Origin of the sequence: Nocardia sp. NPDC049526 (assembly GCF_044465765.1) — a bacterium.
Taxonomy (GTDB): domain Bacteria; phylum Actinomycetota; class Actinomycetes; order Mycobacteriales; family Mycobacteriaceae; genus Nocardia.
The window spans coordinates 114,810-136,784 of record NZ_JBITMA010000012.1; the positions used below are offsets into that span (position 1 = coordinate 114,810).

Annotated in this window: 17 protein-coding genes; 7 read left to right on the forward strand and 10 right to left on the reverse strand. The window is 66.3% G+C overall.

Annotated features, from left to right (window positions below; translation table 11 throughout):
• Positions 1-73: 73 nt before the first annotated feature.
• On the reverse strand, positions 74-3,304 hold the full coding sequence (locus ACIBW7_RS32495) for a protein kinase (RefSeq protein ID WP_397053032.1): 3,231 nt from the start codon (positions 3,302-3,304) through the stop codon (positions 74-76).
• A 451-nt stretch (positions 3,305-3,755) separates the two neighbouring features.
• A complete protein-coding gene (locus ACIBW7_RS32500) occupies positions 3,756-5,285 on the reverse strand; it encodes an aldehyde dehydrogenase family protein (protein ID WP_397053034.1) in 1,530 nt (509 codons plus the stop codon).
• A gap of 109 nt (positions 5,286-5,394) precedes the next feature.
• On the opposite strand from ACIBW7_RS32500, the gene ACIBW7_RS32505 reads away from it, so the two are divergent.
• The 3 genes from ACIBW7_RS32505 to ACIBW7_RS32515 all read left to right on the forward strand — a co-directional run bounded on the left by ACIBW7_RS32505 (position 5,395) and on the right by ACIBW7_RS32515 (position 8,637).
• Entirely contained in the window at positions 5,395-5,847 is a 453-nt protein-coding gene (locus ACIBW7_RS32505; RefSeq protein ID WP_040686931.1) for an Lrp/AsnC family transcriptional regulator, read from the forward strand.
• A gap of 64 nt (positions 5,848-5,911) precedes the next feature.
• Complete coding sequence (gene lat, locus ACIBW7_RS32510; protein ID WP_397053036.1) at positions 5,912-7,261, forward strand: L-lysine 6-transaminase; 1,350 nt, start codon at positions 5,912-5,914, stop codon at positions 7,259-7,261.
• A gap of 164 nt (positions 7,262-7,425) precedes the next feature.
• Positions 7,426-8,637 carry a hypothetical protein gene (locus tag ACIBW7_RS32515; protein WP_397053038.1) on the forward strand — a complete coding sequence of 404 codons (1,212 nt, stop codon included), beginning with the start codon at positions 7,426-7,428 and terminating at the stop codon, positions 8,635-8,637.
• Positions 8,638-8,650: 13 nt separating this feature from the next.
• Here ACIBW7_RS32515 and ACIBW7_RS32520 read toward each other — a convergent pair whose 3' ends face one another.
• Positions 8,651-8,989 (reverse strand): hypothetical protein, encoded by a 339-nt coding sequence (locus ACIBW7_RS32520; protein ID WP_397053040.1) that lies wholly within the window; start codon positions 8,987-8,989, stop codon positions 8,651-8,653.
• Complete coding sequence (locus ACIBW7_RS32525; RefSeq protein ID WP_397053042.1) at positions 8,989-9,402, reverse strand: DUF1707 domain-containing protein; 414 nt, start codon at positions 9,400-9,402, stop codon at positions 8,989-8,991. The genes ACIBW7_RS32520 and ACIBW7_RS32525 overlap by 1 nt, the downstream gene beginning before the upstream one ends.
• 195 nt (positions 9,403-9,597) lie before the next feature.
• On the opposite strand from ACIBW7_RS32525, the gene ACIBW7_RS32530 reads away from it, so the two are divergent.
• Positions 9,598-11,676 carry a protein kinase gene (locus ACIBW7_RS32530; RefSeq protein ID WP_397053044.1) on the forward strand — a complete coding sequence of 693 codons (2,079 nt, stop codon included), beginning with the start codon at positions 9,598-9,600 and terminating at the stop codon, positions 11,674-11,676.
• A 188-nt stretch (positions 11,677-11,864) separates the two neighbouring features.
• Positions 11,865-14,018 (forward strand): protein kinase, encoded by a 2,154-nt coding sequence (locus tag ACIBW7_RS32535; protein ID WP_397053046.1) that lies wholly within the window; start codon positions 11,865-11,867, stop codon positions 14,016-14,018.
• Here ACIBW7_RS32535 and ACIBW7_RS32540 read toward each other — a convergent pair.
• The 3 genes from ACIBW7_RS32540 to ACIBW7_RS32550 all read right to left on the reverse strand — a co-directional run bounded on the left by ACIBW7_RS32540 (position 13,971) and on the right by ACIBW7_RS32550 (position 17,897).
• On the reverse strand, positions 13,971-14,939 hold the full coding sequence (locus ACIBW7_RS32540; protein WP_397053048.1) for a patatin family protein: 969 nt from the start codon (positions 14,937-14,939) through the stop codon (positions 13,971-13,973). The genes ACIBW7_RS32535 and ACIBW7_RS32540 overlap by 48 nt on opposite strands.
• A gap of 74 nt (positions 14,940-15,013) precedes the next feature.
• Positions 15,014-16,819: an acetyl/propionyl/methylcrotonyl-CoA carboxylase subunit alpha gene (locus ACIBW7_RS32545; protein ID WP_397053050.1), complete on the reverse strand. Its 1,806-nt coding sequence runs from the start codon at positions 16,817-16,819 to the stop codon at positions 15,014-15,016.
• A gap of 163 nt (positions 16,820-16,982) precedes the next feature.
• Positions 16,983-17,897, reverse strand: a complete 915-nt coding sequence (locus ACIBW7_RS32550) for a sulfurtransferase (RefSeq protein ID WP_397053052.1) — start codon at positions 17,895-17,897, stop codon at positions 16,983-16,985.
• Positions 17,898-18,064: 167 nt separating this feature from the next.
• On the opposite strand from ACIBW7_RS32550, the gene ACIBW7_RS32555 reads away from it, so the two are divergent.
• Positions 18,065-18,850 carry a helix-turn-helix transcriptional regulator gene (locus ACIBW7_RS32555; RefSeq protein WP_397053054.1) on the forward strand — a complete coding sequence of 262 codons (786 nt, stop codon included), beginning with the start codon at positions 18,065-18,067 and terminating at the stop codon, positions 18,848-18,850.
• On the opposite strand, the gene ACIBW7_RS32560 is transcribed toward ACIBW7_RS32555, so the two are convergent.
• From ACIBW7_RS32560 to ACIBW7_RS32570, 3 genes are all read right to left on the reverse strand, one after another.
• Positions 18,776-19,411 carry a Maf family protein gene (locus ACIBW7_RS32560; protein ID WP_397053056.1) on the reverse strand — a complete coding sequence of 212 codons (636 nt, stop codon included), beginning with the start codon at positions 19,409-19,411 and terminating at the stop codon, positions 18,776-18,778. The two genes, ACIBW7_RS32555 and ACIBW7_RS32560, sit on opposite strands and share 75 nt — an antisense overlap.
• 4 nt (positions 19,412-19,415) lie before the next feature.
• A complete protein-coding gene (locus tag ACIBW7_RS32565) occupies positions 19,416-19,736 on the reverse strand; it encodes an acyl-CoA carboxylase subunit epsilon (protein WP_397053058.1) in 321 nt (106 codons plus the stop codon).
• A 146-nt stretch (positions 19,737-19,882) separates the two neighbouring features.
• Positions 19,883-21,523, reverse strand: coding sequence for an acyl-CoA carboxylase subunit beta (locus ACIBW7_RS32570; protein ID WP_040686987.1), 1,641 nt, complete (start codon positions 21,521-21,523; stop codon positions 19,883-19,885).
• A gap of 271 nt (positions 21,524-21,794) precedes the next feature.
• Between ACIBW7_RS32570 and ACIBW7_RS32575 the strand changes: the two genes are divergently transcribed.
• Positions 21,795-21,974: a hypothetical protein gene (locus tag ACIBW7_RS32575; RefSeq protein ID WP_397053060.1), complete on the forward strand. Its 180-nt coding sequence runs from the start codon at positions 21,795-21,797 to the stop codon at positions 21,972-21,974.
• The last annotated feature ends 1 nt before the right edge of the window (position 21,975 follow it).

Sequence of the window (21,975 nt, forward strand, 5' to 3'; positions counted from 1 at the left end):
AGGACAGGTTGTGGCTCAGCCGAATTGGATGCGCTGCGCCAGTGGCAGCTGATCGGAGTAGTTGACGAAGGGATCAGAGTTCGGGCTGCTCGGCGGCCCATGCCGCAATCTGTGCGCGCGAAGTGAACCCCAGTTTGCTCAGGATGTGTTCCACGTGTCCCTCGGCGGTGCGCTGTGAAATCACCAGCCGTGTCGCGATCGCCTTGTTGGGCAGGCCGCGCGCAACGAGATCCGCGACCTGGCGCTCACGCTTGGTCAGGTGTCCCGCTGCACCGGCAGTCGGTGCGGTGTCTTCGGTTTGCTCGCCGAGCGCGAAGCTCATCGCGGCATCGACACTCATCGCGGCGCCTTGCTGGTGGGCCTGCTCGAATGCTCTTGCGCCGAGTATCTTGCGGCTGTCGCGGGTGAATTCCTCGTGGTTGCCGATGAGAATCGGAAACATGAAGGTGACGCCGCCGACGATGCGGTTCAGCGCATCGGCGGCGCCCAGCAGGGTAGCGGCGCGGCGGGCATGATGCTGCCCGGCCGCGATCCAGGCCAGTATCTCCACACAGGCCGTAGGGACGAGCGGATCGGATACCAGCCGGGCCGCTCGAATTCCCTCCTGCAACAGGTGTGCGGCGCGGTCGGGCGCACCGCTTCGCCACTCGGCAAATCCCATCCCCCATAGACCCCACGCCCGCAGCATCGTTTCACCTGCGGATTCGGTGATTGCTACGTTTCTTTCGTGACAAGCGAGGGCGCGCGGCGTATCGCCCTGCAGTGCGTAAGCCCATCCGAGCGAAATCCGGGCGTCCACCTGCGATCTGAGGTCACCGGATGCCTCGTAGGTGTCGAGGGCACCGGCCAGGAGGGTGGCCGCGCGAGCCAGATCGTCATCGCCGCCCGCGAGGCAATAGTTTCCTTTGGCGTGGGCGAGCAGGGCTGCGACCAGTGGGTCGGCCGTCTGCTCGGCCAGGGTCTCTAGCTGTGCCACATTTTCGGCGGCGCCCGGTGGGTCACCCTGCATGGCGGCTATCGTGCAGGCCGAGTAGCGGGCTTTGGCCCGATCCAGGGGCTGGGCATCGGTCGATCGGGCCGCGCGCTCGCACCAGCGGCGTCCCTCGCTGAGCCGCCCACGCAATGTCCAGAACATGTACAGGTCGGTGGCGATCCGCAACGCGGCCTCGCCCGACTCGGACAGGCTCGATTCCAGCGCTTTTCGTAGATTCGGCAGCTCCCGCTCCAACCGGGCAACCCACTGCAACTGGTGCGGACCGATCCATTCCGCGTGTGCGTCGAATGCCAACCGCACGCACCAATCGCGATGCCGCCGAACGTATTCCGGGTATCGACCGCCTACCGTGGCGCTATCCCTGCCGTATTCCTGAACGGTCTCGAGCATCCGGAAGCGGACCGGGCCATCGGTTTCCTCGCGGATCAGGATCGACTTGTCGACCAGCGCACCCAATGCATCGAGCAATTCCGCCTCGGTCAGGTCGGTGCCGCACACCTGCTCGGCGGCATCGAGCTCGAAACCGCCGGCGAACACCGACAGCTGGTCCCACAACCGTTGCTCGACCGGCGTGCACAGGTCATAGCTCCAGCCGATGCACCACCGTAGGGTCTGCTGCCGCATCGGAGCACCACGACTTCCGCGAGTCAGCAGGGCGTACCGGTCGTCCAGCCGGGTCAGGATCTGTGCGGGCGACATTGTCCGCAGCCGGGCCGCGGCCAGTTCGATCGCCAATGGCAGCCCGTCCAGTCGAGCGCAGATCCCGGCCATGGCGAGTTTGTTGTCCTCGGTCGGCGCGAAACCCGGCACCGCCGCAGCGGCCCGTTCCGTGAACAGAGCCACCGCGTCATAGCGGGCCAGATTCCGCACCGACAGATCGCTGTCCGGAGCGGGAATCCCCAGTGGGGGCACCGCGAACACTGATTCCCCGCCGACGCCGAGAGACTCGCGACTGGTCGCCAGAATTCGCACCTCCGGGCAGGCCCGCAGCAGCGATTCGGCCAAGTCCGCGACTGTTTCGATCATGTGTTCGCAGTTGTCCAGCATCAGCAGCAGGTTGTGCGTGGACAAGAATTCCACCAGCGCCTCGAGCATCGGTCGGGCACTCTGGTTCCGTAGACCGAGGGTGGCGGCCACGACGTCGACCACCAATGTCGGATCCCGCAGATCGCTCAACTCGACCAGCCACACACCGTCGGTGAAATCCTGCTTCAGCTTGTGTGCGACTCGCAGCGCGAGCCGTGACTTGCCGACCCCGCCGATACCGGTCAGCGTCACCAGACGCGACCCCGCCAGCAGATTCTTGACCTCGGCCACCTGGGTCCGCCGGTCGACAAAGCTGGTCAGCTCGAGCGGCAGGTTTGGAACGGCACTCCGCGCCGAGGTCACGACCGATGCATGTTCGGCACGCGGTTCGGCCCGCAACGCCATCTCGTCGACCGCGAAACCATGATTGCGCTCCACCTGCCGCAGTTGCTCGCCCAATGCCACGGCGGTGGGGCGGTCTTGTGGCTCGCGTGACATCGCCGCCTCGATCACCGCGCACACGTCTTCGGGGATGCCCCGCTCACGCAGATCCGGTATCGGTTGCTGCGTGATCCGCAGGAACTGAGCGACCACCTGCTCGCCGCTGCGGCGCTCGAAGGCCGCATGCCCGGTCAGAGCACAGAATAATGTGGCTCCCAGCCCATACAGGTCCGAGGCCCGGCTCGGGGCGTCGCCACCGAGTACCTCCGGTGCGGTGAATGCCGGTGATCCGGTGATCGTGCCGGTCGCTGTTTCGAATCCACCAGTGATATGGGCGATTCCGAAGTCCGTCAGTGCGGGCTCGCCGTAGTCGGTGAGCAGGATATTTCCCGGCTTGATATCGCGGTGCAGCACCTGCGCCTGGTGTGAGGTTTCCAGCGCCCCCGCGATCTTCACCCCCAGATGCAGCACTTCTGCCAGCGACAACGGACCGTCGCGGCGCAGGCGCGCATCGAGGGAGCCACGAGCGTAATAAGGCATGACCAGATACGGATGACCGCTTCCGGTCTCACCGACCTCCAGCATGTCGACGATATTCGGGTGCCCGGTCAGTCGCCCCATCGCATGTTGCTCGCGAAAGAAACGCTTCCGATTCTCGTGGAGTTCGCCGGTCAGCACCTTCACCGCCACCGTGCGACCCACGGCCGGTTGGGTACACCGGAACACCTCCGCGAAACCGCCTCGCTCGATCTCCTCGGCGTCCTCGAAACCGGCAGCTCGCAACTCCGTGACGACATCAACGCTGACGTCACGCTGCGTCTTGAACGGATCGCTCTCGACCATCGGCTACTCGTGATCTGCCCAGCGGGCACCAGCCAGAGTATCCCGTCCGGTCCATTCGAACCATGCCGTCCGCGTTCTTGCGGCCTGATGCGGCGCTCCGACCGCAGACCATTGTTCGCGGATGTCGGCGGTCGTCTTCGGCATCGCGAAGTTCGATCTATGCGATGTGCTGCGCGAGGGCGCACACTCCGCGTGGTCCGGCGAGAACGCAGATTATCGGCTGTGCAGTCGGACGCAGCCGGGATAGCCGACATCGTCGATCAGATTCAGGCGATTGTGGCGACCGGGCAGCAGGATCTGAGGGTCGGCGGCGAGTAACTCCGTGTAGGGCCGAACCGGTTGCCGATAGCCGCGTTTCGTACCTGCTATGGGCGCCGAGCGACTTGGAAATCGATCCGTTGCTACATGCAGCAGCTACGGGGCATGCAGTGGCAACGGGGCATGTTGTGGCTCAGCCGAATTGGATGCCCTGCGCCAGTGGCAGCTGATCGGAGTAGTTGACGGTGTTGGTCGCCCGCCGCATGTATGCCTTCCAGGAGTCCGACCCGGATTCCCGCCCGCCGCCGGTCTGTTTCTCCCCGCCGAACGCGCCGCCGATCTCCGCGCCGGAGGTGCCGATATTGACGTTGGCGATGCCGCAGTCGGAGCCGTCGGCGGCGAGGAAGCGTTCGGCCTCGCGCTGGTCGGCGGTGAAGACGGCCGAGGAAAGGCCTTGCGGAACACCGTTGTGCAGGTCGATGGCGGCGTCGAAGTCGCGGTAGGTGAGCACATACAGGATCGGTGCGAAGGTTTCCTCGCGGACCACGGCGGTCTGGGCGGGCATGCGCACGATCGCGGGGCGCACGTAAAAGGCGTCGTCGCCGAAGCCGTCGACTCGCTCACCGCCGCAGACCAATTCGCCGCCGTCGGCCAACGCGCGCTCGATCGCCGCACGCATTCCTTGGTAGGCGCGGCCGTTGATCAGCGGGCCGACGAGCACACCGTCATCGAGCGGATTGCCGACGCGCAGTTGTCGATACGCCCCGGCCACGCGATCCAGCAGCGGCCCGACGACATCGGCGTGCACGATCAACCGACGCAAGGTCGTACAGCGCTGCCCGGCCGTACCCGCCGCCGCGAATACGATGCCGCGCGCCGCCAGCTCCAGATCCGCTGTGGGCGTGACGATCGCGCCGTTGTTACCGCCCAACTCCAGCAGACATCGCCCGAACCGAGCGGCCACCCGCGGCGCTACCGTACGGCCCATCCGCACCGAACCTGTCGCGCTCACCAGCGCCACCCGCTCGTCCTCGACCAGCCGGGCCCCGACCTCCGCGCCACCTTGAATCAGTTGATGCACTTCGGGATCCGCGCCCATATCGGCCACCGCGCGGCGCAGCAGCGTATGGCAGGCCAGCGCCGTCAGCGGTGTCGTCTCCGACGGCTTCCACACCACCGTGTCACCACAGACCAGCGCGAGGGCGGTATTCCACGCCCACACCGCGACCGGGAAGTTGAATGCCGAGATAACCCCGACCACACCGAGCGGATGCCAGGTCTCCATCAGCCGATGTCCGGGCCGCTCCGAGGGCATGGTCTTGCCGTAGAGCTGGCGCGACAGCCCGATCGCGAATTCGCAGATATCGATCATCTCCTGCACCTCGCCGACGGCCTCCGCGCCGATCTTCCCTGCCTCCAGGGTGACCAACTCGCCGAGTTCGGCCTTGTGCGCGGTGAGTAGTTCGGCCAGTCGCCGCACCACTCCCGCCCGCACCGGCGCGGGTACGGTGCGCCAGCCGCGGAAGGCTGCCGCCGCCCGCCCGATCGCCGCGTCCGCATCGTCGAGGGAATCGGCGGGCAGGGTCATCAGCGTGCCACCGGTGATCGGCGTCCGTGCGGGCAGCTCGCCCGCGACCGGTGTCGGCGCGCCAAGTGTGTGCAGCAGTTCGGCCGCGCGGGTTGCCAGGTCCTTGGTCAGGTGGTCGTCGAGTATGTCTGTCATCGGTTGCTCCGCTTTAGCTTTGGGTCGGCGAACAATATCGGATGGGTACGGTGCGTTGACGAGCAAAAGTTTTCGCCACGAGTAGCCTCCGCTGGGTTAGCCTTCGCTGATGGCGGATACACCGGCAAGACCCGTACTCGATGACATCGATCGCCTGCTGATTCGTGAACTGATGGCCGATGGTCGCGCCACCCTGTCGAATCTGGCCGAAAAGGCGAGCTTATCGGTCTCGGCCGTGCAATCGCGGGTCCGCAGACTAGAGGCGCGCGGGGTGATCCGTGGCTACACCGCACATGTCGATCCAGAGGCGCTCGGGCAACTGTTGTCGGCATTCGTCGCCATCACTCCTCTCGACCCCTCGCAACCCGATGACGCGCCTGCCGTGCTGCAACATATCCCGGGAATCGAGGCATGCCACTCGGTGGCTGGTGACGAGAGTTACGTGTTGCTGGTGCGGGTGGCCTCTCCTCGGCACCTCGAGCAGTTGCTACAGGAGATCAGGGCGACCGCCAACGTGCGAACTCGAAGCACCATCATCTTGCAGACATTCTACGACAGGTAGCCTCTGACCGTAATTACTCCGTTATTCCGTAGAACTTTCGTAAAGATTTACGTACCCTACGGGTGTGACCATCGAACTGGAGCGCACCCGCGCGGGGAGTGGCACTGCACCGGTCACCCCCGCCTCCCGGGTACACGAGATCCTGTCGGCGCACATCCTCGCCGACGGATTCGAGCTGGTGCTGGATCTACGGAAATCCCGTGGCTGCCTGATCGTCGATGAACGAGACGGCAGCTCCTACCTCGACATGTTCGGCTTCTTCGCCTCCAATGCCCTCGGCATGAACCATCCCGCCCTGGCCGAGGACGAAGAGTTCCGCGCCGAACTGAGCGTCGCGGCGCTCAACAAGCCGAGCAACTCCGACATGTACACCGTCGAGATGGCCCGCTTCGTCGACACTTTCGTGCGGGTGCTGGGCGATCCCCGGCTACCACACCTGTTCTTCATCGACGGCGGCGGACTGGCGGTGGAGAACGCGCTCAAGGTCGCGTTCGACTGGAAGAGCAGGCATAACGAATCCCACGGGCGCGCACCGGAACTCGGCACCAAGGTGCTGCATCTGACCGGAGCGTTCCACGGCCGCACCGGTTACACCATGTCGCTGACCAACACCGACCCGGTGAAGACGGCCCGCTTCCCCAAATTCGATTGGCCGCGCATCGATGCGCCGTTCCTGGCCAGCGGTGTCGATATCGACGCCGCAGAAGCGCACGCACTCGACCAGGCGCGCCGCGCCTTCGCCGAAAACCCGCACGACATTGCGTGTTTCATCGCCGAGCCGATCCAGGGCGAGGGCGGTGACCGGCATCTGCGTCCGGAGTTTCTGCAGGCCGTACAGCGACTCTGTCACGAGAACGACGCGCTGTTCATTCTCGACGAGGTACAAACCGGTGTCGGCATGACCGGAACCACTTGGGCCTACCAACAACTCGGGCTCGAGCCCGATATTGTCGCGTTCGGCAAGAAGACCCAGGTCTGCGGCGTCATGGCGGGCGGGCGCGTGGACGAGGTGCCCGACAACGTCTTCGTGGTCAGCTCTCGGCTCAATTCCACCTGGGGCGGCAATCTCACCGATATGGTGCGGACCCGGCGCATCCTCGAGGTGTTCGAGCGCGATGAGCTGATCGAGCGGTCACGGCCGCTCGGCGCGCATCTGCTGCGGCGTCTGGAACAGCTTGCGGCCGACCACCCTCGGGTTACCGAACCGCGCGGACGCGGGCTGATGTGTGCCATCACGCTGGCCTCGGCCGAACTGCGGGACGAGGTGCTGACCACGCTGCGGGAACGCGAGCATGTGCTGATTCTCGGCACCGGCGAACGCGGCATCCGGTTCCGGCCGCCGCTCACCGTTACCGAATCGGAGCTGGACACCGTGGTCGACGCGCTCGATCGGGTACTCGACGACGCCGGATAGTTATCCGACCGCAAACGGAAATTTGACTGTCCGAGTACGTATCTCCGGATGATTCGGGCAATCCGTTGCGCCGTGGCGGGGATTGCTGTGGAATCCGGGCGGCAGCGCCTAGGCTTCGCACCCATGTCATCTCGTCTTCACCACCTCCTGGCACGGTGCAGCGCGTGAACCGACAGCGCAAGCACCGAACCTGCGCACCACTGCTCGCCTCGCTGACCGTCCTCGTGACGGTCGCGGGGTGCGTCCCGAGTGAGGCCGGATCGGTGGGTGTGACGACTCCGCCGCCCACCACCGTCGCCGCCCCGACCAGCGCGGCATCGCCGCATCTAGAGAATTTGCTACCAGGTATGCCGCCGCCGTTGTCGCCGACCGACGTCTATGCCGCGAACCGGGAGTTGAGTCCGGCGGTGGCCGATCACCGGCCCCTGGTCTACGTACCGAACAGCGAATCGCATTCGGTTTCGGTGATCGACCCGGCAACCTTTCAGGTGATCGACAATTTCCCGGCCGGTGGTCGGGAGCCCCAGCATGTGGTGCCGTCCTATGACATGCAGACGCTGTATGTCACCAATGATCTCCCGATCGGCGGGGGCACCTTGCTGCCGATCGATCCGCGCACCGGCAAACCCGGCGAGCCGTTCCCGGTGCGCGACCCGTACAACATGTACTACACGCCGGATGGCCGATACGCGCTGGTCGTCGCCGAGGCGGATAAGTCGCTGGACTTCTACGATCCGCACACCTGGCAGAAGGTGCACGCCCTCGCGGTGCCCGACTGCGCCGGTGTCGACCATATGGACTTCACCGCCGACGGTCGATTCGCCCTGGCCAGTTGTGAATTCATCGGCCGGATGCTGGTTTTCGATGTGGCCGAGCGCAAGGTGGTCAAGATGATCGACCTGCCGGGCGGTCGGGGTGGCAAGCCGCAGGACGTCAAGCTGTCCCCGGACGGGCGCACCTTCTTCATCGCCGATATGGTCGCGGACGGCATCTACACCATTGACGCATCATCTTGGGAGAACACCGGTTTCGTGCCGACCGGCAAAGGTACGCACGGCCTGTATGTCACTCGCGACTCCAAACAGATGCTCATCACCAACCGGCACGAGGGCAGCATCTCCGTCTGGGATTTCGCCGCGAATGCACTGGTGCGCAAGTGGTTCATACCGGGCGGCGGCAGTCCGGATATGGGCAACATCTCCGCGGACGGGCGCGTTTTCTGGGTATCGGGCCGACACCACGGTGAGGTGTACGCCATCGATATCGAGAACTGGAACCTGTTGGCGCGCATACCCGTTGGGCGTGGGGCGCACGGACTCACCATCTGGCCGCAGCCGGGCCGCTACTCCACCGGACACACCGGTGTGATGCGCTGAGTCGGCTGCCGGCTCAAGGGAGCCGGAGGCCGAGGCCGCCTTCTACGAAGCGGCGGACCGCGGTGGTGCCGGTTTCGAGGGCGGGCTCGTAACCGGGCCGGGCCCAGCCGGTGAGTTCGGCGGTGTTGCCGGCCCCGGGCGTCACGACGATTTCGGCGACCAGTTCGGCAGTGGTCGGTTCGCAGACGGCCCAGGAGAAGTGGGATTCGTCATCCCACTGCTCGGTGCGGAGGGTGACGTAGTTCGGATCGGTGATACCGCCGTCGGCGAGGGCGGGGCGGTCATCGATGCGGTCGTCGGCGCGCAGGGCACGCAGGTACCAGCTGCCCGCATTGATTTCGACGGGCTCCATCAGTCCTCCAGCTGCCGGCGGCGGCGACGGTCGCGCGGGCGGCGGCGTTGGTGCTCGTGCCGACCACCGAACAGCAGTGCGCCCGCGAGCGGGATGGCGAGGAACCAGAGCCAGCTGCCGGTGACGAAGAAGAGGATGACGGCGAGGATCGGGATCACCGCCATCGCCCGCTCCGGCCACTCGGCGATGAACCCGGAGTCGCGCTTGGCGGGCGCTGCGGCGACGGGCGCGGGTTCGGGCAGGTCGACGAAGACTTTCTCGAGGTCGCCGCGGGTCAGCGCGGCCGCGACCACGGCACTGCGCTCGTCGAACTCCGCAACGCTGAGCCGCCCGGCGGCGAAATGATCGGACAGGCGCTGCATCGCTTGCTCGCGCTCCGCGGTGCCGATGCGAATCTCGGGCAGGTCACTCATAACAGCAAGGCTAGCGGCTTTTACCGAAGGCTCCCGCGCTACCGCATCGACGTCGTGCTCGTCGAATTTCGCGACGCCGAGCGGGCCGGTTGCGTCATGATCGCCTCTGCCGCGGAAACCGATTCGCGGATTCTGTGATGCCGGTGTGGATTTCGGGTAGCTAAGAGACGAACGGAAGGTAGTAGGAGGTTCGACATGGGCAAGACGTGGTTCGGCCACTACCGCCTCGATCGGTTGCTCGGCACCGGTGGAACCGGGCAGGTCTGGCTCGCCCGGGACACCGTCGCCGACCGTGCCGTCGCCCTGAAGGTACTGGCCTGCTCGCACGCCGCCGATCCGACCTGCCGACTGCGGTTCACCAGGGAGGCCCGCCTGGCGGCCCAGGCCCCGGGACCGCACCGGGTTCCGATCCACACCTTCGGCGAACTCGACGGCCGCCTCTATATCGATATGGAGTTCATCGAGGGCACCGATGTCAGCGCATTACTGCGGGACACCGGGCCGCTGGATCCGGCGCGGGCCGTCGCGATCATCGCGCAGACCGCGATGGCGCTCGATGCCATGCACCGGGTCGGCCTGGTGCACCGCGACGTCAAACCGTCCAACATCATGGTGGGCCCGACCGGTTTCGTCCATCTGATCGACTTCGGTATCGCACATCGCATCGATCAGCCCGCGATCACGGCCCACGGCAATGTGGTCGGCACCCTGGCATATATGGCGCCGGAACGCTTCGACGGCATCGCCGACGCGCGCGCCGACCAATACTCGCTGGCCTGCGTCCTGTACGAATGCCTCACCGGCCAAAGACCTTTCGGCAATGTCGACTCCCCACAGCAACTGCGCGCCCACCTGCTGACCGCCCCACCCAGCGCCGCTACCCAGAACCCCGCTGTACCAGCGACCCTGGACGCCGTCATCACCCGCGCCATGGCCAAGGATCCCCGCCAACGCTATTCCAGCGCAGGCGAATTCGCCTGCGCAGCATATGTCGCGGTGACCGGCCGCGAGGCCTCGACAGTCGAGATCGCCGCGTCGACAGTGCCGACAGGCGTGCCCGAGCCATGGCGCGCGGCCGAGTCGGTCGGCGTCGGTGCCGGGCCATGCGTCGCCGGGTCTGCCGGTGAGCCGATGCGGGCAGGCGGAGTCGAGCAGATGCAGGTCGCTGAGTCTGCGGCTGCCTCGATGTTGGCCCTCGGGGCCGCAGGGGAGCAGGTGCGAGACGCTGGGTCTGCGTGTGCTGCGATGCAGGGCGGCCCGTCCGAGGGCGCGGAGATTCGGGCCGCTCGACCTGCCGATGAGCTGATGCGAGGCGGCTCGTCTGAAGGCGAGAGGGTGCGGCCTGTTCAACCTGTGCCGGAGACGATGTGGGCCGGTGGGGTGGAAGTTGCCGGTATGGGGGATGCCGGGGCTGTGCCGGAGTCGGCGTGGGGCGGTGCGGTTGTGGGTGCGGGGATGCGAGGCGGCTCGTCTGAAGGCGCGAGGGTGCGGCCTGTTCAACCTGTGCCGGAGACGATGTGGGCCGGTGGGGTGGAAGTTGCCGGTATGGGGGATGCCGGGGCTGTGCCTGAGCCGACGAGGGGCGCAGGGGCTGCGGGCGGGTCGATGCGGGCCGGTGCGGCCACGGGGCAGGGAATGCGTGATGTCGGTGGTGTGCGTGATTCGATGCGGGGCGGCCGGTCTGAGGGTCAGCCGGTGCTGGGCGGGGCGGCCGTAGCTGAGCGGACGCGGGATGTTGGGACTTCGGGTGAGTCGACGTGGGTTGGTGGGGGTGCGTGGGAGTCGGGGCGAGATGTCGAGTTGCGGGGGGAGGGTGAGAGTTGGTGGGGAGTTGGGCCGGGGCATGCGGCTGTTGCTATTGCTGCGTTGGTTGCTGTGATCGGGTTGGCGCTGTGGTTGGGGCGGCCCGGAGGCGAAACGAGTTCTGCGGCGCCGTCGGCTGCTCGGACGACGCCCGCTGTCCCCGGCTCGCTGGTGCCGACCGAATCAGCGCAGGCTGCTTCGCCGAATGTGCTGATTCCGGGTCTCGGGCAGCTGTGCAATCCGGATGTCGACGGCGATACCGTTGCGGCGGACGGCACCCCGCTCGTATGCCGCACCGTAGATGGCGGCATCGCAAATTGGGTACCTGCGCAGACTTTGGGGGAGATGCCCGACGACCCCACGGTCGTCGGCAACGGAAATCCGCATGTGAACAGCTCGGCTAATGGCAACGATAAGCCGAACAAGGGCAAGCCCGGCCATGGCGGCGGCCGCGCCAAGCCGGGCAAGTAAGCAGCGCCGAGTGGTACACCTCGGTGTTTGCGGCGGTCGTGTGTCGCCGATTGAGTAGGAATACGTAGGGGAGCTCACACTGTTCGAGGATGGGTGGCCGGGCTAGGGTCGGGGATAGGTTCGGGCGATGCGGTTTCGATCGGGTTGCCGCCCCACTCCGCAATGGCGCGGCCACCGGGAGGTAAGTGATGGGGGAACAGTTCGGGAAGTACCGGCTCGACCGTTTGCTCGGGCGGGGCGGTATGGGGGCGGTATGGCTGGCGCATGACAGCGAAACCGGGCGCACGGTCGCGCTGAAGGTGTTGGCGGAGCAGGTGGCCGCCGATGCGGACTATCGAAAGCGGTTCCAGCGGGAGGCGCGGCTCGGATCGAGTCTGCGACATCCGCATATCGTGCCGATTCACGGTTTCGGGGAACTCGACGGCCGGTTGTACATCGATATGGAGTACATCGATGGCATCGATCTGGCCGAAATGCTGACCAGGGTGGGCACTTTGACACCCACCGCGGCCGTCGACTTCGTGACGCAGGCGGCCTCGGGTCTGGATGCGGCGCATCGAGCCGGGCTGATCCACCGTGACGTCAAACCGTCGAACATCCTGGTCGGCACCGGCGGGCACGCATATCTCATCGATTTCGGCATCGCGCAGAGCCTGGGCCAGACAGCCGTCACCGCCACCGGCATGGCCATCGGCAGCTGGGCCTATATGGCGCCGGAACGTTTCAACGGCACCGTCGACGCCCGCTCCGACGTCTACTCCCTGGCCTGCGTCCTCTACGAATGCCTGACCGGCCGCCGTCCCTACGGCGACACCGACCCGGCCCGCCAGATGCACGGCCACCTGATGACCGACCCGCCCCGCGTATCAACCGTGAACCCCGCTGTCCCACCGGAATTGGACGCGGTAATCGCCCGCGGCATGGCCAAGGACCAGACCCACCGCTATCCCACCGCCCGCGAATTCGCCGCCGCCGCCTACACAGCCACCGCCTTCGCGCGCCTCCCACACGCCGTCCCGCAATCATCTACTCCCGGCGCGGCCGCATCCTCGGCCCAGCACTCGACACCCAAGTCGCCGCCTGCATCAGCCCGGCCACCAGCCGAGCCGGCCGCACGGCCTCCGCTCCCGGCTGTACCGCAGCTGCCCGCGTCACAGCCGCAGTCTTCGCTCTCGGCCGCGGCGCAGCCGCACACGTTATTACCGCAGCGACGTCCGGTAGCAGATGAGCAGCCGACACCGACACGGTTGCAGACGCACGCCCGGACGCGAGTGGAGACCCACGTGCCGCTACCGCGGACGGCACCACCGCTGCCCCCGCTCCCGGATGCGCCGCAGCCGAACACGCAGTTACCGGGGACGCGACGGCTGGCAGCGGATGAGCAGCCGACACCAACGCGAGTGGAAACGCGCCCGCCAACGCGAGCAGAGACACCCGCGCCGACCCCATCGGCAGAATCCCCAGAGCCGCTGGTCAAGTCGCCGAAGCCACTCGATCCCACCAAGGTCCTGCCCGAGCCAGGCCCAACGCCGACACTCGTGGCAACCCGACTGGCACCGCCTACCGTCGACCCACAACAGCATTCACCATGGTCACCGAATCGTGCTGCGGTCCAACCGACACCGGTCATCGGTCAACTCACTCCAGTCAAACGAGCTGCACCACAACCGAAGCGGGCTCCGCTCGCCCCTCGCTGGTCGGTCTCACAGCGCCGCCCATGGATCGCACCACCCCCACGCAAGTATCAGCGCCGGCGCCGTAAGTCCTTCCTGTCCAGGCTGATCGGCGCACTCGTCGTCATATTCCTGACCCCGTTCATGCTGGCTGCGGGCTGTGCCGCACTGATCGCCTTCGGTAATACCGGCAGCGGCGGCGGCACGCGCACGGCCGATCCATCGGTTGCGGTGCGCGACGGCGATACCGCGCAATCAGCCGAGCCGCCGGCGCCGGTATCTGCCGGCTTGAACAGCCCAGTACGCGACGGCAAGTTCGAATTCGTGGTCACCTCGGTGGATTCCGGTGTCCCGCGGATCGGATTGCAGAATGCGAGCGGCTCCTACTCTGTCGTTACGGTCGCCGTTCGCAATATCTCCGATGAGCCGAAGTGGTTCCTGCCCGTCGGTCAACGTCTCGTAGACACCCAGGGCCGCCAGGTCGACCACAACGCGATCGCGACAATGTGGCAGACCACCCAGCGCCGCTACGGCTACTCGTTCGAACTCCAGCCCGGCCAATCGGCCACCACCCAGTTGGTTTTCGACGTCGGGCCGGACGCCACCCCGAGTCGGCTCGAACTACACGACTTCATGCTCTCCAACGGCGCCACCGTCGAGCTGAACTAGCGCGGCAAGGGCCGCATGCACGGCTTGCCGTCCGATCGTCAACGCCTCGGAGAGCAGCGCGGTGTCACGCGCGGCGCTGTCCACATTCGGGGAGCCGAGGGGCGGGTGGATCTGCAGAGCCGCGTCCCCGAGACCCGCCAGGAAGTTGTCCTCGACGGCTTGCTGATGCGGCCGCTGCAGCCAGGCACGGTAAGCCCCCGGTGCCCTGACCCGCAGATAGCTACCCCCGACGACCTGGTGCAATCGCGGCGCGGGTGGGCGGTTTTCATCGGTGCGTCGAGTGCGCAGCACCAAGGCGTGCGTCGCGCCGTCGCGCACCGCGGTGCGGATCGGCACCGTTTCGGACAGCCCGCCGTCCAGATATTCGGCACCCCCGAGCGGCACCGGCGGACCCGCGAGTATCGGCAGCCCCGCCGAGGCCCGCAGCGCGGTCATCAGCGTGGGCTTGTCGACGATGTGCCGGCGCAGATCGACCGCGTGCCCGGTGCGGATATCGGTGCCGATCGGATGAAAGGTGGTGGTATTGGCCAGAATTGCCGGAAAATCCATCGGCTCGATGCCGTCGTACACCTGGTTCACCAGATAGTCCAGGTCGAAGGCGGGCCGCCCGCGCAGCAGCCGGGCCGGATCGACCGCACGCCGCATGATCACCGGATCGGTCCAGGACCGCATGCCCGACAGTGCCCGCCCGCACAAGAACCACGCCGCGTTGATCGCACCCGCCGAAGTGCCGTATACGGCATCGAAGATCGAGGCGAGCCCGAGTTCCTCGAGCGCCTGCACCATCCCACTGGAGTAGACGCCGCGGCTGCCACCACCCTCGACGACCAAGGCGAGGCGATATCCGTCGGCGCGGCTGGCTGATTCACGTCGGCCGCGGATGACCTCCGCGGCGGTGGGCACGACGGCAGAGCTGGTCACCGATCCACGATACGACAGAGCGGGCGCGGACGTCGTTGTCCAGCGCCCGCTCCGAGACTGTCTTCGCCAGCTGTTTACTTGATCTCTGCCAGCACGGTGCCCTGGGTGATGGCCGCTCCCGCCTCCACGGACAGTCCGGTGACCACACCGGCCTTGTGCGCGTTGACCGGGTTCTCCATCTTCATGGCCTCGAGGACCACGATCAGATCGCCCGCCTCGACCGACTGGCCCTCTTCGACCGCGACCTTGACCACGGTGCCCTGCATCGGCGCGGTGACCGCGTCACCGGAGGCCGCACCGCCGCCTGCGCCGCCACGCTTACGAGGCTTGGGCTTCTTGCGGATCACCCCGGCGCCATTGCTGCCCGCACCCGCGGCGCCCGCGCCGACGGTGAAGTTGCCCGGCAGCGACACCTCGACCCGACGCCCACCGACCTCGACGACGACCTTCTGCCGCGGCAGATCCTCGTCCTCGTCAGCGGCGGCACCGGCCGGGCTGTACGGCTCGACGGTGTTGGCCCACTCGGTCTCGATCCACTTGGTGTAGACGTCGAACTTCTCGCCGTCACCGATGAACGCCGGATCCTCGACGATCGCGCGGTGGAACGGGATGACCGTCGCCAGCCCCTCGACGTGGAATTCGGCCAGCGCGCGCCGGGCCCGCTGCAGCGCCTGCTCCCGGTTCTCGCCGGTGACGATCAGCTTGGCCAGCATCGAGTCGAACTGGCCGCCGATCACACTGCCCTGCACCACACCGGAGTCGACGCGCACACCGGGGCCGCTGGGCTCCTGGTACACCGCCACCGGACCCGGCGCGGGCAGGAAGCCGCGGCCGGCGTCCTCACCGTTGATCCGGAACTCGAAGGCGTGCCCGCGCGGCGTCGGATCCTCTTTGATCGCCAGCTCGTGGCCCTCGGCGATGCGGAACTGCTGACGCACCAGGTCGATTCCGGCGGTCTCCTCGGTGACCGGGTGCTCGACCTGCAGGCGGGTGTTGACCTCGAGGAACGACACGGTGTCGCCCTGCACCAGGTACTCCACCGTGCCCGCACCGTAGTAACCGGCCTCCTTGCAGATGGCCTTGGCCGAAGCGTGGATTCGGGCGCGCTGATCATCGGTCAGGAACGGCGCGGGCGCCTCCTCGACCAGCTTCTGGAACCGGCGCTGCAGCGAGCAGTCGCGGGTACCGGCGACCACCACGTTGCCGTGCTTGTCGGCGATGACCTGCGCCTCGACGTGGCGGGCCTTGTCCAGGTACTGCTCGACGAAGCATTCGCCGCGACCGAACGCCGCGGTGGCTTCGCGGACGGCGGAGTCGAACAGCTCCGGAATCTCCTCGATAGTGTGCGCGACCTTCATACCGCGACCGCCACCACCGAAGGCGGCCTTGATCGCGACGGGCACGCCGTACTCCTTGGCGAACTCCACCACCTCGCCCGCGTTCTTGACCGGATCCTTGGTGCCCGCCGCCATCGGTGCCTTCGCGCGCTCGGCGATGTGGCGCGCGGTGACCTTGTCACCGAGGTCGCGGATGGACTGCGGGGAGGGGCCGATCCAGATCAGCCCGGCGTCGATGACGGCCTGGGCGAAGTCGGCGTTCTCGGAAAGGAAACCGTAGCCGGGGTGGATTGCGTCGGCGCCGGACTTGGCCGCGGCGTCGAGGATCTTGTCGAAGACGAGGTAGGACTCGGCCGAGGTCTGCCCGCCGAGGGCGAACGCCTCGTCGGCGAGTTTCACGAAGGGGGCATCGGCATCCGGCTCCGCGTACACCGCGACACTGCCGATACCGGCATCCTTGGCCGCCCGGATCACGCGAACGGCGATCTCGCCTCGGTTAGCTACGAGTACCTTCGATATCCGCGCGCTGGCATGGCTGGGCACTGAGCCTCCTGTTAGCAATCTTCTTGGTCGCCCCGTGGTCGACATACTTCCGTCTCGGGCGAGTGTAGGCAGTCTGCCAACAACCGCCGCACTCGGATAGGCCTACTCCACAGTAGGTCGCACATCACAATGGGCCGTCGGCTGTGATGCGCCCAGATCACGGCTATCGGGCGCGCGCCTTGCGGGTAGCGGCCGTCGGTGCGTCACCCGGTTCATACCCCTTGGCAATCGGCATCCGAACCGAATTGCCCCATTCGGTCCAGGACCCGTCGTAATTGCGCACGCTTTCGAACCCCAGCAGATAGGTCAGCACGAACCAGGTGTGGCTGGACCGCTCGCCGACCCGGCTGTAGACGACCAGATCGTCCGCGGCCGCCAGCGCGCCATAGATATCGTCCAATTCGGCGCGGGAACGCAAGCGGCCGTCGCTGTGGAAGGCCTCGGTCCATGGAATGTTCACTGCGGTCGGAATATGTCCGCCGCGCAGCGCCGCGTCCTCTGGATTGGCCGGCGGCTGGATCAGCTCGCCGGAGTACTCCTCGGGGGAGCGCACGTCGATCAGCGGCTTGCCGAGGTGGGCGAGTACATCCTCGCGGAACGCGCGCACCGAACTGTCGTCGCGCTGGACCGTCGGATACTCGCTGCGCCGCAGGTACGGCGGGTCGAAGGTGGTGTCGCGCGCCTCGGAGATCCACGCGTCCCGTCCGCCGTCGAGCAGCCGCACATCCGGATGCCCGAACAGGGTGAAGACCCAGAACGTATGCGCGGCCTGCGCGTTGCCGCGATCGCCGTAGATCACCACGGTATCGTCGCGCTCGATTCCTTTGGTGCGCATCAACTCGGTGAACCGGGCACCGTCGATATAGTCACGCGTAACCGGGTCGTTGAGGTCGCCCCGCCAATCGACCTTGGTGGCGCCGGGAACGTGACCGATGTCATAGAGCAGGATGTCCTCGTTGGATTCGATGATCTTCAGCCCCGGTGTGCCGATGTTTGCCGATAGCCACTCTGTGGTTACTAGTCGGTGAGGATGTGCGTACGAACCGAAGGCAGGATGAGAGTCCGGGGCAACGGGCACGATATGGGTCCTTCACACGAGGTAGACGGGTGGTTACAGCGGTTCGGGTCTCACGCCGATGTTAGGTGTGAGGCGTTAGTGAAACTCGTTTCAGATCACAAATCGGCTGATTGGGCGAATAAATCGCACCCTCATCCGATAAAGTCTCCCGGGAGGAGGGGTGAGCTATGTCCGATTCTTGGCCGAGGCGTCGACTGCTCGCGATCCTACGTGGCGCCAGCGAACCTCTCGACGCCCAAGAACTGGCCAGAATCACCGGACAGCACGTCACCACTGTTCGGTTCCATCTGGATGTGCTTACCAGGGAATCGCTGGTGCGGCAGTTCCAACAACCGCCGCGCGGCCGTGGGCGCCCGCGCATCGGCTACAGCGCGGTCCAGCGATCGGTTGGCTATCAGGAACTGGCTCAGGTCCTAGCCGATCAGCTCGGCCCCGATCCGCGGCGTCGCTCCGAGGCGGCCATTGCCGCCGGACGCGCCTGGGGCGCCAAACTCGACGCGGGTGACCATGCGGTCGAATCGCTGGAGGACGCCAGGGACGTCACCATGACGCTGATGTCCGAACTGGGTTTCGCGCCGGAGCGTGACGCGGCCGCCGAAACCGATGAGCAGGTCCTGATCCGGCTCACCGCCTGCCCGCTGCGCGAACTCGCGCGCACCCATTCCGAGGTGGTGTGCGGCGTGCACCTGGGCTTGATCAAAGAGGTGCTCGACCGGAACGGCGTGCGCGGCGAGGTGAATGTCCGGCTGCAACCGTTCGTCGAGCCGGAGCTCTGCGTGGTTCGATTGGAACTCATGGCACGGCGGGAGCCGGAGCGCGACGCGACACCGGTGCCGATCGGCGCGGAGGCCGGGGCGGAGCCACGGATCGCGCCGCCGTCAGCTGGGCGAGTGGCGCCACAGCTGCGCAATGCCGACCCCAATGTCGCCAAGCAGTCGGCGCAGCAGTGGTAGTCCGATCCCGATGACGCTCGACGGATCGCCATCGATGCGATCGACGAACCAACCGCCCATGCCATCGAGGGTGAAAGCACCGGCGACCTGCAACGGCTCACCGGTCGCGATGTAGGCGTCCAGCTCCTCGGGCTCGGGCTTGGCGAAATGCACTGTGGTGGAACTGCAGTCGACGGATTGGGCGACGATTTCACCGTCGCGCATGCGCAGGACGCAGTGGCCGGTAATGAGATCCGCACTGCGCCCGGCCATTTCGGACCACCGGGCCCGCGCGACCTCGGGCGTGTGCGGCTTGCCCTGTAGTTCGCCGTCGACGAGCAGCATCGAATCACAGCCGACCACAATGCAATCCGCGGCGAATTCCGGAATTGTGGCGGCCACCGACCGTGCCTTGGCCCGCGCGAGCTCTACCACGACGACGTCGGGGGCCGTGCCGGGCGGCAGTGCCGCGGCAACGGCGTCCTCGTCGACATCGGAGATCCGGACGACGGGTTCGATGCCCGCCGAGCGCAATACCGCGCGGCGGGCGGGCGACGCGGAGGCGAGAACGAGTCTCGTCATCCGATCAGTCGCGCAGGTGTGACAGTTGCGGGAACGAGTACGGAGAGAACGGCGAGGTGCCGCGGTGCATCAGGGTCGGGCGACCCCAGGAGTCGGACGGACCGACCGGTCCGTTACTCGCGGCCCCGTTCGCGGCCGCCGACAGCACACATACCAGCGCCGCGACTTCCTCGTCGGACGGCGCACCCTTGATGACTCGGATGAACGGCTGCTCGGCCACCACGTGGGCCGGTGCTGCCGCCGGTGTGGCCGCCTCGACCGCGTCCGCGATCGGGTCGACTGTGAGATCCAGTTCGACGGCGGTCAACACATCTTCATCTGCCACGGTCGTCACAGTGCCAGATCCTCTCTCTATTTCGATCGAGCCCATGCCCAACTCGAAGGACATATGGATCAAGCGATCATCATCCTCGAATCGACTCATTGCGTCTCTGCAACCAGTGTGCGCGGCCCATCGAGGTTATCGCTTGATCACAGCGGAATGTTGCCGTGCTTCTTCGGCGGCAGGGTGACCATTTTGCGCTCGAGCAAACGCAGTGCCGAGACGATCTGGCCGCGGGTGTGCGAGGGCGGGATGACCGCGTCGACGTACCCGCGCTCGGCGGCCACGTAGGGGTTCACGAGGGTGTCCTCGTACTCGTTCTGCAGCTCGAGACGCAGCGCATCGACATCGTTTCCGCTCTTCGCGGCCTCTTGCAGCTGTTTGCGATAGACGAAACCGACGGCGCCCGAGGCGCCCATCACCGCGATCTGAGCACTCGGCCACGCGAGGTTCACATCGGCGCCCATGTGCTTGGAACCCATGACGTCGTAGGCGCCGCCGTAGGCCTTGCGAGTGATGATCGTGATTTTGCCCACAGTGGCCTCACCGTAGGCGTAGAGCAGCTTCGCACCGCGCCGGATGATGCCGTTGTACTCCTGGCCGGTGCCGGGCAGGAAGCCAGGAACATCGACGAGGGTGATGATCGGGATATTGAAGGCGTCGCAGGTGCGCACGAAGCGCGCGGCCTTCTCCGAGGCGTCGATATCGAGGCAGCCCGCGAACTGGGTCGGCTGGTTGGCGACGATGCCGACGCTGCGGCCGTCGATCCGGCCGAAGCCGACGATGATGTTCATCGCGCGCTCGGCCTGCACCTCGAGGAATTCGTCGTCGTCGAGCAGGCGACGGATGACCTCGTGCATGTCATAGGGCTGGTTCGGCGAATCCGGGATGATCGTGTCCAGCTCGAGGTCCTCGTCGGTGAGCGAATCCTCGATGGCGCCGGTGATCGGGTCGGTGGCCGGGAAGCGCGGGGCCTCGGCGCGGTTGTTGCTCGGCAGGTAGCTCAGCAGATCCTTGACGTAGTCCAGCGCGTCCTGCTCGCCGGAGGCGACGTAGTGCGCGACACCGGATTTCGTCATGTGGGTGTGCGCGCCGCCGAGGTCTTCCATGGTGACGTCCTCACCGGTGACCGTCTTGATGACATCCGGTCCGGTGACGAACATCTGGCTGGTGCCGTCGACCATGACGACGAAGTCGGTCAGCGCGGGCGAGTAGACGTGCCCACCGGCGGCCGGACCCATGATCAGCGAGATCTGCGGGATCACGCCGGAGGCCTGGATATTGCGGTGGAAGATCTCGCCGTAGAGGCCCAGCGAGACGACGCCTTCCTGGATGCGCGCGCCCGCGCCCTCGTTGATGCCGATCAGCGGACGGCCGGTCTTGAGCGCCAGATCCATCACCTTGACGATCTTCTCGCCGTAGACCTCGCCGAGGCTGCCGCCGAAGACGGTGACGTCCTGGCTGAAGATGCAGACGTCGCGGCCGTCGATGGTGCCGTAGCCGGTCACCACGCCGTCGCCGAGCGGCCGGTTGTTCTCCAGGCCGAAGTTCACGCTGCGGTGGCGGGCCAGCGCGTCCAGTTCCACGAAGGAGCCCTCGTCCAGTAGTGCCAGGATGCGCTCGCGGGCGGTCATCTTGCCCTTGGCGTGCACCTTGTCGACCGCGGCTTCACCCATCGGGTGCTTGGCCTCTTCCAGCCGATTCCGCAGATCAGCCAGCTTCCCAGCAGTGGTGTGGATATCGGGGGCGCCCGCCGATTCCGATGCGGGCTGGTGCTGGACACTCGTCATGGCTCCGGAGTGTAACCAGTGCCAGTGCCTCTCGGTAACCGAGTGTCGCTTACCGGTCAGTAGAAAACCGCAGCTAGATCATGTTCCAACATGCGAATGGCGGCAAACTTCCTGGTCGATTGCCGACCCGAACTCGGAGCTAGAGGCCGGAAAATCAGTGGAGCGGCGCGACGGTGCCCGGATACCCTGAGGACGTTCGCATTTCAGCTCGAGATAAGGGGGCCAGTGAGGTGCCTGGGAGGACAACGCACACCTAGCTGAGGAGCAAGTCATGTGGGGATGGAGCAGCAGAGTCGCCGAGCACGCCGCGGCGACCTCGTGGACCAGCTGGCAGACCGTGGAAATCGAGCCGACCGTCGTGGATCCGCAGGAGTGGGCCGAGGTCGAAGCGGAATCCGATGACGGCATGTCCGTCGCGGTGCCGATTCGCGAGTACGACCTCGTCGGATAGC

Excerpts from the sequence above, each read along its gene's own strand:
- ACIBW7_RS32520 (WP_397053040.1), bottom strand. The coding sequence starts at position 8,989 with ATGGAGCCCGTCGAAATCAATGCGGGCAGCTGGTACCTGCGTGCCCTG.
- ACIBW7_RS32560 (WP_397053056.1), bottom strand. The coding sequence starts at position 19,411 with ATGACGAGACTCGTTCTCGCCTCCGCGTCGCCCGCCCGCCGCGCGGTA.
- ACIBW7_RS32525 (WP_397053042.1), bottom strand. The coding sequence starts at position 9,402 with ATGAGTGACCTGCCCGAGATTCGCATCGGCACCGCGGAGCGCGAGCAA.
- ACIBW7_RS32535 (WP_397053046.1), top strand. The coding sequence starts at position 11,865 with ATGGGGGAACAGTTCGGGAAGTACCGGCTCGACCGTTTGCTCGGGCGG.
- ACIBW7_RS32505 (WP_040686931.1), top strand. The coding sequence starts at position 5,395 with ATGGCGGATACACCGGCAAGACCCGTACTCGATGACATCGATCGCCTG.
- ACIBW7_RS32570 (WP_040686987.1), bottom strand. The coding sequence starts at position 21,523 with ATGACGAGTGTCCAGCACCAGCCCGCATCGGAATCGGCGGGCGCCCCC.
- ACIBW7_RS32500 (WP_397053034.1), bottom strand. The coding sequence starts at position 5,285 with ATGACAGACATACTCGACGACCACCTGACCAAGGACCTGGCAACCCGC.
- ACIBW7_RS32555 (WP_397053054.1), top strand. The coding sequence starts at position 18,065 with ATGTCCGATTCTTGGCCGAGGCGTCGACTGCTCGCGATCCTACGTGGC.
- ACIBW7_RS32495 (WP_397053032.1), bottom strand. The coding sequence starts at position 3,304 with ATGGTCGAGAGCGATCCGTTCAAGACGCAGCGTGACGTCAGCGTTGAT.
- ACIBW7_RS32530 (WP_397053044.1), top strand. The coding sequence starts at position 9,598 with ATGGGCAAGACGTGGTTCGGCCACTACCGCCTCGATCGGTTGCTCGGC.
- ACIBW7_RS32575 (WP_397053060.1), top strand. The coding sequence starts at position 21,795 with ATGTGGGGATGGAGCAGCAGAGTCGCCGAGCACGCCGCGGCGACCTCG.